The sequence below is a fragment of the Nostoc sp. UIC 10890 genome, from assembly GCF_054786515.1.
This window is the reverse complement of sequence record NZ_JBSGKF010000022.1, coordinates 1-12,523: the sequence shown is the minus strand read 5'-3', so window position 1 is coordinate 12,523 and position 12,523 is coordinate 1. Positions and strand designations below refer to the sequence as shown.

General features: G+C 40.4%; 4 protein-coding genes. All 4 read right to left on the bottom strand.

The window, feature by feature from the left end; all coding sequences use genetic code 11:
- Positions 1–2,406 (bottom strand): nSTAND1 domain-containing NTPase (locus ACWATR_RS37200; protein WP_460344507.1); only part of this gene is annotated, 2,406 nt, incomplete at its 3' end.
- A 29-nt stretch (positions 2,407–2,435) separates the two neighbouring features.
- Positions 2,436–6,863: an nSTAND1 domain-containing NTPase gene (locus ACWATR_RS37195; protein WP_460344504.1), complete on the bottom strand. Its 4,428-nt coding sequence runs from the start codon at positions 6,861–6,863 to the stop codon at positions 2,436–2,438.
- A gap of 60 nt (positions 6,864–6,923) precedes the next feature.
- Positions 6,924–8,582 carry an alpha/beta hydrolase gene (locus tag ACWATR_RS37190; RefSeq protein WP_460344501.1) on the bottom strand — a complete coding sequence of 553 codons (1,659 nt, stop codon included), beginning with the start codon at positions 8,580–8,582 and terminating at the stop codon, positions 6,924–6,926.
- Between the two features lie 135 nt (positions 8,583–8,717).
- Positions 8,718–12,185, bottom strand: a complete 3,468-nt coding sequence (locus ACWATR_RS37185) for a caspase family protein (RefSeq protein ID WP_460344510.1) — start codon at positions 12,183–12,185, stop codon at positions 8,718–8,720.
- Positions 12,186–12,523: the final 338 nt, after the last annotated feature.

Here is a 12,523-nt window from a genome sequence, read left to right as displayed (position 1 = left end):
AAATTTGTCTCGTAATTTTTGTAATTCTTTTCCACCTTTCACAGCTTCAATTAAAGCTTCTAACAGCTGATTGGAAGCAAAGAAAGCTTGAGATGCTCTGGCAAATATATTTATAATCTGCTTTTTTTCATTTATATTCCTTTCTTCTTTGTTACGAATACTACGCTTGATAAATTTCGTTTCTTGTTCATTTAGCCAACTATTGTTTGATTTAACCACTTGTTCTAAAATTGGAAGGCGTGGGTCATCATCCCATAGCAAACCAGTATTAGTGCTATCTTGCTGCCAATCATTAGCCGCAGGCGTTAAACGCTGTTGCAGTAACAAATTTCCTAGCTCCTCATTTTTCCACTCCTGTAACTTATTCCATCCGCGAACCAAAGCATCATGGGCTGGTTCTACATAGGGTTCACCCCCAGTTTCCTGTCCACCAACAATTAAACGCGCTTTATCCAGCAGTTGACGAATTTCCTCCACTCGCGTATTTTCTGCATCATTTATATATATCAACTCAGATAAAGGCACTCTTCGCCTTGCTGACTCCCCGCCTTGAATTGTTACCATCCGCAGCATCACCCGTTGCATTGTGAGTTGCTGGGCATTATCCAGTTTGTTGTATATTTCTGTTGCTCGATGTGTTAACGAACCTGCAACTCCGCCTAGATCCTTATAATCTGCCTCAGTTAAAGTTCTACTTTCTCTCTCAATACATTTAGTATAAAGTTCACTTAAAGTAAAAGATAATAGTGATAGCGAACCGGGCATTTGCCCTACTTCGTCAATCAGTACGTCAACTAGATTTGGCGGGTCGAAGTCCAGCATTTTTTCGTTAGCTGGTCTTTCAATGGCCTGCCGTAATTCATCAGACCTCATGGCACGTACTGGAAAGCGATCGCCACTCCAATAGGGTTTGAGTGCAGAATCTAAAAAACGCGGTTCAAAGTCAGAGCGCAAGGTGATGATTATGTGCAACTTTTGAGCATTAGCCTCTAATACTTGTGCCAATAAATTTAAGAACTGCTCTCGCTCTTGTTGCTTGCAGATGGTAATTAGTTCTTCAAATTGGTCAATCACCAATAAAAGCTTTGCATTTGCAGGGATTTGTCTGCCATTGGCTACAATTTCAATCAATTGCCTGGGTGCTTGTATGAGCGTCTCGCTGAGAGACTTAATTATCTCTATTTTGCTTCCACTAACCTCTGTATTGACTGTTATTACCTCAGCCAGCGCGGCGAAAGGAGATTCACCAGGACGGAATGTAGGTATAATGTACCAATCTTCGTTATGGTTAGCCCTTATATAAGGGATTAACCCCGCTTTGACTAAACTAGACTTGCCAGAACCGGAAACGCCTAAAACTACAGTTAGTGGGTTTTTAGGGTGATGAACACGTTCATATAGTTGCTTTATTAATTCATCTCTACCAAAAAACAACTGAGAATGCTGTTCTTCATAGCTTTTTAAACCCTGATAAGGGTTGTTTTCTTCATTGAGTGCTGGTGCATCTTCTAACTTGTTTTGGTCAAAATTTGGTAGTAAGAATATATACTCGCCTTTATCATGCTTTTTCAGGGGAAACAAGCCTGGAGTTTGGCGTTTGTCATGCTCGTCGGTTAGTTCTTCAACTCGATCGCGTAAATAGCAGTAAAGTTCTGTTGCTGTGATAATACCATCACCTTCTCGTAGCGTTGTGTCGGCAGCACCCACTAAACCATCAAACAAGGCTTCTGCAAAAGGAGAGTGTTTGCCTGTGCTTCCTCTTTGTCCGAAACAACCGAGATAATCGATCGCCTTTTGGTCGTGAGCCGCAGATGCGATCGCTTGCCATGCTCTATCTCTAATAAAGCGATCGTACCGTTGTTTATAGACTTTTCGCGCCGGGAGAATTTCTCGATATAAGCTTGACCGAAATGCCCCAGCAAAACAGCAATCTAGTATAACTAGTAGATGACGACAAGGCAGTTTTACAAGGGCATCATGCAAGTCTTGCATGGGCAGGAGAATTTTGTTAATTTCTATTTGCTTTTGCAGAAGAATATCTCCTCTTGCATCCTGGGGGACAAGATAGCCTGCCAGATTATCCCTGTTTTCTAGCCCATCTGCGGGGATTATTCCATGTCCGGCAAAGTAAAATATTAAACGGTCATTTTCTTCTATCTGTAATGTTTTCTCAGGTAAATGTAGTGTTTTTTGCTTAAGGTCTGCTAATAGAGAAGTTAACTGTAATAATGTAGCTTTTTCATTTAGTAATATCTGCACCTCATATTGATAATTCTCTTGGAGAATTTTGGCGAGTTTTTCAGCATCATCAACTGGTGTCTCTAACTCTGGTATACCATTTGAGTAGTGATTAATACCAATAATTATTGCAAGGTTGCGGTGAAAATCATACTTGGATTTTGACATATAATGGTTGCAGTTCGCTTTTAACTCACCTAGTTTTTGGGATTTGTAGTAATTGGTGGTACATCGTTACAGAGATGGCGATCGCTGTTATTCTCATCAAGGGTAGCTAGATAGTCCCTTACCTGATCGCAACCTTGTTCCAGTAGTTCATCAAAATCTCCAATCCGCCACAATATAGCTGTGCCGTCCTCGCTAAGAGTGGCTAGTAAGCTGCCATCAGCACTTATACTAGTAACTTCGCCTGTTGGCTGACTTTTGAAACTAGTCAATAGTTTTCCTGACATATCCCATAGATAGATAGACTCACCGTTTGTACTAGCTAATAAGCTAACCTTGGTATTAAGGCTGATTCTACTGAAGAGGTTTTCACTCTCAAAGTTAGCTAACTCCTTAGTAGATTCCAATTCTTCCAAGGAATAACTGTTGCGGTCTGTTCCAAAACTTGAGATTCCTGCCACTAGCAGGCTCTTGCTATCCGAGCTAAAAGTGATACTCTGATAAGAACCCCTCCTATTATACGTGGGACTGAACTCGTATAGTAAGGGTTTCCAGGGTTTATTGTTCAAATTTAACAGATAGATAGAGCTAGTACTCTCATGCGTGTTATCATTCTCCACGAAAGCTAACTGCTGACCATTAGGACTAAAAATAAGCTGATTAATTGGTTTTTCAAAATTTTGGGATTTATACAACTCCTTTCCATTCAGCTCTAATAGGCGAATTGTACTATCTTTACCAACCGCAGCCAATTTTTGCTCAACAGGGTTAAAAATGATTTGACTAATTTTGTCTTGAACATCTACAAATCGCTTCAATTCATTAGCATTCAAATCCAATAGCCGAACAGTGCCATCACTTCCTACAACAGCTACTTGCTTACCATCGGAACTGACGCTAATACTTGTTAGGTTCGGAATTGACCTTAACTGTGTTAATGGCTTGTCTTTTATGTCCCACAAGCGAATAGTATTATCATCACCTTTACTAGCAAATCTTTTGCCGTTCGAGCTTGAAATAAGCTGATCAACCTTACCTTTATGCCCTTTCAGTTCCAATTGCAATTTATCTTCGGATAAATATGAATCATAAATACTAATAGTACCCTGATAGTTGTGTCTTACAATCAGTCTACCAATAGCATCAAAATTAATACTTTTCTCTTCTCCACTTGCAGGTTCAAAATCTTTCCACGGGGATTCATCATCTAACTTTTTAACTCTAACAGCACCACCGCAGATAGCTGCGGAGATATTATCATTAGTGAAATAAAATTTGACACTATTGCGACAGTCTGCTATGAAATATGCTGCTGATAAATTTGCCAACCGCTTGCCAGACATAAAATCTGATAAGTAGATGGGGGTGGTGAATTCTGGGTGGGTAGCCACAATTAGCTGGTTGTTGAAGTTAAAGTTAATATCGCTGAAATAGCCTTGAGCCTGTTTTAATAGCTTCGTCTCATTTCCCGATAAGTCCCACAGATAGCTAATTCCATCACTTTTTTGATTACTCTTAACTTCTCCTTTTACAAAAGCTACAAGCTTTTTGCCATCAGGACTGAACTCGATCCCAGAGCTATCTACTTTAGAAAATGTAGACTGTGGGATAGAGACTACAAGCTTTGGTAGCTCTTCTTGTATTCCTTCTAAGTTCCACAGGCGAACAGTTCCTTGCTCGTCAATGCTTGCTAATAAGCTACTATCCCGATTAATATCCAGTATTACTTTACCTTTATGTCCTGAAAATACTTTGGATCGTTTGTTTCCCTTCGAGTCTTGTATATGGACAATACCATCACTTCCTACTGTAGCAATCTGTAAAGTACCATCAGGAGCAAAAAACATCTTAGTAAAGTCTTGAGGCACTTCTATGCGGTTACGTTCTTTAGCTACATAAAATGCTTTTCGCAAAGTCTGTAACACTTGAGGTTTAAGCTCATTGTCTGGTTTTAAAAACGGTAAATTCCTTTCTGGACGGAATAAAGATAAGTACCAAGGCCAATCTTTAAGAGTTTTCCCTGCTCGTAAACTGGCAAGCAGAGCATCTAGCTCTTGCTCTGATTGGAAGTTTGCTTCAGCAGATTGACGGGAAGCCTGAATTTGATTTATGAGTGCATTTCTCTGTCCAATTAAGGAGAAGACCAAACCTGTACCCAATCCCAGCATCACTGTAATGGCAATTCCCCAATTCCGACGAGCATTAAAACTTCTCCGAGCAATGCTGCGCTGCACAAAGTCAGTTTCTACTTTGTTAAGCCAGTTGTCATCCGAATCGAGTACCTTTTTCAACAAATCAAGACGGGGGTTAGCATCCCAAAGAAACCTTGGCTGTTGCTGATTTTGCCACTCTTCAGCCGCCGGAGTCAATCGCTGTTGTAAAAGTAAGTTTTCTTCCTCTTTTTTCTTCCACTCCAGCAACTGATCCCACCCCTGCACCAAAGCATCATGGGCTGGTTCTACATAGGATTCACCTTGAGCATTAGACCCCTCAACGATTAAGCGAGCTTCAGAGAAACATTTGATGACTGTTTGCACTCGCTGGTTTTCTTCCCGATCGGAATACACCAGTTCCGATTTAGGAACTTGTCGCCGTGCTAACTCGCTACCTTGCAACGAAATCATCCGTAACATTACTCGCCGCACTGTATCTTGATAAGCACTGTCTTCTTTAACTAAGTTGTCATATTCCTGGTTAGCACGCTTGGTTAAAGAACCAACTACCCTTCCCAACTCTTCGTAATCTTTCTTGGTTAAAGCCCGGTTATCCCTAGTGCGATCGCCTAAATACTTCAAGTACAATTCACTCAGGGTGAAAGAAAGCAAAGGTAAAGCACCTGGCATTTGTACGACTTCGTTAATTAGTTCGTCTACCAAGCTGGGGGGGTCGAAATATAGAACTTTTTCTAGTGCAGGTTTCTCAATTGCTTGGCGGAATTCATTTTGGTTCATTGGTGAAACAACAAACCGAGCATCGTCATTCCAAAAATCGTTGAGTACCGAGGTTTGAAACTGCGCTTCAAAATCGAGTCGCAAGGTAATAACTACATGGATGTGGTTAGGATATTTAGCAAGTATATTTTTAATAAATATCTGAAATTTCTCTGCTTCTTCACTCTTAGATAAAGTTATCAATTCTTCAAACTGATCGATAACCACCAGTAGCTTTGCTTGAGGATTATTCTTGAACCAATTTCCCAAGCTTTCTTCGGCTGGGGTGAATAAACGGGAAGATGTTCCGGCTTGGATTAAAGGCTGCTTGACCGATTCTAGTACGTTATTCAATGACTTTAAAGGAGACTCCCCTGGCCGAAAAGGCGGCAGGATACGCCAGGCTTTATCATCCTTCCTGAGTTTAGGAATAAGTCCAGCTTTCACCAAACTAGATTTACCCGTTCCCGAAGCACCCAAGACTAATGTTAATTGTTGTTTGTTATCAACTACTTTCTGATAAAGCTTTTGAATTTGCTCTTCTCTACCAAAAAACAAATTACTGTCTTTTTCATCATAGGAAGATAATCCTCGATACGGATTATTTTCTACGTTTAGTGGTGGTGCATCTTCTAATTTATCTCGGTCAAAATCAGGCAACAAAAAGATAAATTCCCCTTTATCATGTTTCCTGAGTGGACATAAAGTAGGAGTTTGTCGCTGGTAGTAATTTTCTGATGCAATTTCTACTTGATCGCGCAAATATGAGTAAAGCTCAGTTGCAGTGACCATACCATCTTGATTTGAATCTCCACCTTTGCCCAGCAAAACATCAAACAGAGCTTTGGCAAAGGGGGAATGAACTTCGTTTCCGTCTGTGGCTCTCCCGCGAGATCCCAAGGAATCTAAAGCTTTTTGGTCGTCAGATGCGGAAGTAATCACTTGCCAAGCGCGATCGCTAATGAATCTGTCGTAGCGTTCCTTATATATCTGCACTTTGCGTACAACTTCCCGCTTCACGCTTGCCCAACGGAAAGCTCCTGCAAAGCAGCAATCAAGAATTGCTAACAGATGCCTACAAGGAAGTGCGTTCAAAGCATCATGCAATTCCTGCATCGGCAAGTAGGTACTGCTATCACCGGATATAGCATCTTGAGGAATCAGATAACCTACAGGCCCTTCTTGATTTTCTAGAGCGTCTAAAGCAATGCCATGTCCAGCGAAATAGAAAAGGAGGCGATCGCTTTCTGTAACTGTTACTTTTTCTTTGTCAAGCGTTATTTGTCCTTGTTTAAAGTCGGCAATTAATTGTTTTAGCTGGCTAAGACTTGCACGTTGATTCAACAATAATTGCACTTCATATTTATTTTGTGCTTGATATTGCGGTTTTAGATTCTCATGTTGCTTTTGAATAATTTCAGCTAACTTGAGAGCATCGGGAACTGCGGTTATTAACTCTCTAATACTATTTTGATAATTATTAATGCCAATAATAATGGCAAAATTACGGTTGAAGTTATGTTTTGACATGAAGGAAACCTCTATGCAAATAAGAAATTAATAGCTTAAAAGCCTTTGATTTAAACTTAATTACTGCTGATTATTGCTTACAGCATTGTTGATTTCTTTCAGAATATCAGCCGGGATATCCGTTACTAAACGAATCGGGAATGCTTGTGTAGAAGCATATTGGGCATACTCTGGGGTAAGAAATAGTTGATATTTGTTAGCTTCTGGAGTCATCTGAGAAGCGAATGCTAAAGTAATGGCTTTCATATACTTACGAATATCAGCAGCTTGCTCACCAACTACTTCAACACTCTTTTTCTCCTCTCTCTGTGCAGTTGAAATTGGATCTTTGATGCTGCTGTGAGTTGCGCCAACAATTCCAATCAACCATTTTGGTGATGTGATTTTGGTAAAACCAATGATTTGTTCAGTTAAAGCTGGAGTCGTTTCATCTTTAGATGATGCCAAAATCAGGGTTGGAACTTGTATCTTTTCTAACCCGGTTTCACCAAACATCAGGAAACTTGTGGGGTTAAGAGCGATCGCTTGTTTAATACGAGAATCTTGCAATTGATAATGATTTTCTGGTAAATCTTTAGCAACACACTGTAGACCCTCTCCTGCGCTAACAGTAGTACCCAGGACTGGAGGACAGCGTTCTTTTAAAGAATTTACTTGCAATTCTGCTCCAGCAATAGATAAAGCTGTCCCACCTCCAAAAGAATGACCAATAACTATAGCGTTATCGGTTGTCAGCTTACCTTGCAATGGGTGTTTGTCTGTTTGATTTAACTTTGCTAACTCGTCTAAAACAAAACTGATATCTTTGGGGCGTTCCAAAAATTCTTGTGGTTTCATACTTGTCAGCCTAGATGTTGTCAAATCAGTCAAATCAATTTTATATTCCTCATTGCTACCAATATGTTCCACTGCTGCTACTACAAAGCCATGAGATGCTAAATGTTCTGCTATGTAGCGCATATCTGTGCGATTGGAGGAAAAACCATGTGACAAAATCACCACAGGTTTAGTAGGAGTTACAGAATTTGACCAGTAAATATCAACAGGAACAAGACGTTGGCGTTGTTCATCTTTTAATTTTGGTAAGTTTATAACCTGTACTTTGCCACTTCCTGCTTCGCTAGGATCAAAGGGGAATGCTTGTTTAGTGGATTTTGCAGCCAGCCGAGGAGTAATGGCTTGCATGAACTGGTTAGTTTGCTGATACGACAAGTTCAAGTTACTAAAAACTTGAGATGCTTCCTCCAAATTAATCACAAGGCGTTCACTAGGATAATTTTGAATAAAGCTAATAATAGAAAGTCCTTCTTTAGGTTTAGAACCATGTACCAATGCAGTTCTCAGAGCTGGCATTCCAGCATTATCCTTGCGGGATGTTAGTCTACCAAAATCCTGGAGAATAGTGCTGCCAACTGAAGTATATAATAATCGACTTAAAGTTACAAAATTTACACGTTTTTTCGTTTTTAGAAGTACTAAAAACTTCTGGCGTTTTTCGGAAGGAAATTTATTAGTATAGACTTTGTATTTCTGAGGTACTTGTCCTGTTTCTGCAATACTTTGTAAATCAGTGACTGAGATTGATTCTTCCCACACACCATAACGCAATACAACAGTTTCTGCTGCTTTAGCAGAAGTATTTAGACTGATAAGAAAGGTAGTAACTAGTGTACAGAATAAACCGATATTTTTGGTTGTATTTTTCCATTTATATTTCATAATTGCACATTAAAAATTGTTTATTTTGTTACTAAATAGCGTGGTTTTTGCACTAGCACATAAATGTAAATGCAGAAATGAGTAAGGCAAAAGATAGACATTTATAATGCCTACTTTTACCTTTTGGGCATTTTATTATTTCTGCCTTGTAATAGCTGCAATCAAAGCTTGTAACCCAACTTCAGTAGGTTCACTCAAGAAATAACTCATGTGGTCGCAAGGTACTTCTTGAATGTGGGGAGGATGCGATCGCGCGGTAGGAACACTCTTGATACTATCCACCTTCACAGCTATATCATTTGGCACACCAAAGAACGGTAATTCTACCACTTTATTAAATAAACGTTGTTGTAGTCGTTTCAATATACTGGACTTTTTCTGTGGTTGTTCTTCTAATGCTGCGGCAATAATAGAGGTATTACCAGCAATAATTGAGTAAGGAATACCAGGATCATCACTAGCGGCCAGAGAATTGAGAAATTCGGAAGCTGGGTTCATTTGGGCTAGAGACACCCGGATATTTTTTTCTAATGTACCCAATAACGTACCTACTACTTTTGCCGGAGGAGCAACTGTAGCAAGACTGTTGAGTGCAATACCCAGAGTCAGTTTTAGCCAATCTTCCACCGCAGACCAAGGAGAACCGGCGTTTGGTGTACCCAACATAATTAGGTGTTGGACAAATTTATGCCCACCTTCCTGTTCAATAAACCAACGAGATACTAAACCACCCATTGAGTGAGCAATAATGTGTAGTTCTTTATCGTGGTTTTCTCCTAAACCTACATCTCTGAGCCGTCGCTTTAAATTTTGGGCATTCTGCTCAATAGAAGTATTCAAATTTTCATAATCAAAAGTAAGCACTAAGTCGTAAAGTTCGCTGATGGAAATTTTTTGCCCATCTGGTTGCAATACAGGCTGTTTAATAGTAGATACTAAACTTTCGGTATCGCCGATAATTCCGTGGATATAGAGAGCAATTCGTTTGGCATTTTTTACCTGCTCCCTAACATAAGCTTCATTGTCACGATAAGTTACTTTCTTTTGCTGATTCTCTGTTATTTCAGGTACTGCCAATATTGGATACTTAAATTCTCGTCCCAAACCCTGGCTGATCACTTTTTGAAAGAAGATACGGATTGCACCTTGCAGGCTGCGTTCTCCCTCACTTACGGGTGCTGGTAATCTTTCGAGGATAATTTCTGTTTTACCGTCTTTAGTTATTTGACCACGCCCTAAAGGTAAGAAAAATTCACCGTCATAACCTATAGGAAGCAGATATTCATTATCTGTTAGGGGTGCATCAACTAATAGCTTTAGAGGTGCATCTGGGGTAACAACTTCATAATCTGCAACGTCCCTCAGTTCCAGTACACTTAATCCTGGGTCTGTACCGCGACTGGCAGTAAATTGGAAAGGTTGAGTTACTTGGGGATCTTCCCGTAGGATGGGAGGCAAAATTTTATTACCCAAATCCCGACTGACTTGTGGTGTAGTTGTGAGGCGAACATTTGCCTTTAAGCTGGGATGAGGTTGTAATTTCACCCCTACTGCTAATTGTTGTTCTTGTCCTGCGGTAACTGGGGTAGATTCCAAGGGACGGACTGTGGTAATTGTGATTGCCTCTGCGTACCAATCGTCAAAACTGACTGCGCTACTTTTGGCTCTGATTTCACGATTTTGCGTCCGAGCCATTAAACGTTCAAGACTACTTTGATTCGCACCTATATCTCTTGATCTAGGTCGAGGAGCATCTAGTTGATCTTGATTTAGCAATCTGGCATCAAATTCGTCATTGCTAACAATCAATTTAATTATGTCTTTGTACTCGGTAATTCCCAGTTCCCAATACTCGTCTGGGACTTCGAGGATCAATTCTTCTCCATCTAAAGCATAAGCTGATTCTCCTGGTTGCAACCTGATGCTACCAGATTCAAAAAATGGGGCGCTAATGGAAAAACTATTTGAAAGATTGACTAAAGCACAGTAAAAAGGCTTTTTAGTTGTATTGGTAAGTTTCAGTTTAAATTCCGGTGGTTGCCACTTACCGTCCTGATACTTGTACTGCAAACGCATCTGCTGTGATTGTGATAAATCCTCGTCTTTAAAGATGAGTTCCATCTTCACATCACCAGCTTTAATCTGAGTTGCCGCAGTATTTGCAAGTTGAGCAATTGTTTTCCATCGAGCAATATGTTCTAAGCGTTTAATTGCCTTCTCTGCGTTGTCTGGGTTGTAACCATCAATTTGAGCTACTAGGGGATGCTCATCTGTGGGTCTGGCTATGATGTACTGGTTGTTGTGACACAACAAGCGCAAATCTGCGTTGCCAATTTTTTCTGACTCGCGGACATAGGCTGAAGGTCTACCATTTAGTCCGGCTTTGTTTAGCTGTTCACGCGCTAAATTTATACCCGCTTCATCTCCTTCAAAAGAAATCCCTAAAGGTGGTAAGGGTAAATTGGTGACAACTGCTTTAAAAGTGGTATCAGTAGCTAGGTTTTCTACCTCTTCGATATCTATTCGGCTCTTAGTTGGCAATACCTGAGTTACTTTTGCTGTACCTACAGATTTTGAAGGGTCACGCAAATCGTCATTATTAGCATCAAATTTAAATAGTGCTAATAAAGTAGTTTCGCCATTTTTGGGTGGTTGCACTCCGTGGACAGCACCACCTTCAATTACCCATCCAGAGGTTTTGTCATGGTTGACAATGAAGTATGATGCAACTGGGGCGATCGCACCATCAAGAAAGAACTTATCACCATCTTGGGGATCATTCACTTCCAATTGCGGAGACTGTTCTCTACCTTCACTACGGACAATAGCATTTGTGCGGGCAAATAAATCCCGATATGTCAGCTTTCCGTTGGTCTTGGTAAGTGTATCCAACAAATAATAGGAGAAATAACCCCTAAACTTACCTGGGTATTCCTTGGCTGTTTCGTAGTCTCGACAAGCCGCTAGCAGCACATGACGACCTTTGGGGATCTTCCAACCTGTGGGGTGTTTTTCGGGATCGCGATCGCCAGAATCTGTAAGTTTCTCTAAATCTTCCAGTTTAAAAATAAAGCTATCCAAGGGACGTTCTCGCTTATCGGCGGGAAAGCGACGTTCTTTGGCTTCTTGCATGGGGTCTTTCGTGCCAGAACCAGAATGACAACAATCCATAATGATGGTTATATGCGGTTCTTTTTCTGCAACTTCTGCAATTAGTTTCGCCAATTCCTTATCGGCTAAATCCCAACCGTTCTCGGTACGACTGTCGTAACAGACTAAAGTTTCATCCAGATGGTCTGGTTCTATGTGCCAAAATTCCTTGGGTGCTAGTTCCTGGGAACCATGACCACTGTAGTAGAACAAAACTACATCATCTTTTTGAGCTTGACAAAGATGGTTGCGGAAGCCGTTAATAATTGCCTCACGGGTTGCTTGTTCGTCTTGAAGCTTGAGTAAATGCAGTTGATATTCTTGCGGGTCAAACCTTTCGTTTAGATACTCGGTTATGGCTGTAATGTCATTTACACAACCGTCTAGGCGATGTTTAGGATCGGGATAGTTGTCGATTCCCACCAGTAAAACGTATATTTTCCGGCTTCCGATTCCTCGCGTGGGAATCACTATCGCAGTGACAACACTCAGGATGCTATCAATTGCTTGTGTAATCCTCGCTACATTATTACCTGCTTCAATTTCGCGGTTTAAGTTATCTATTCCTTTTTGGAACGAAGCTTCATTTGATTGTAGACCTGTTAATAATAAAGAAAGGCTCTGATTTTCTAGTTGTCGAATTTGAGCAACGATTTTAGTTCTTGCTTCGTTAAAAGCATCTTTATTACGTTGATCTCTTTCATTATCAGTGGTGAATAAAACTTGTGGAGAGTTAAGTTTCGCATCAACTTGTCTTAATTTCTCCAAAATTGCTTGAGCTTCAGCTTCAG

Excerpts from the sequence above, each read along its gene's own strand:
- ACWATR_RS37195 (WP_460344504.1), bottom strand. The coding sequence starts at position 6,863 with ATGTCAAAACATAACTTCAACCGTAATTTTGCCATTATTATTGGCATT.
- ACWATR_RS37190 (WP_460344501.1), bottom strand. The coding sequence starts at position 8,582 with ATGAAATATAAATGGAAAAATACAACCAAAAATATCGGTTTATTCTGT.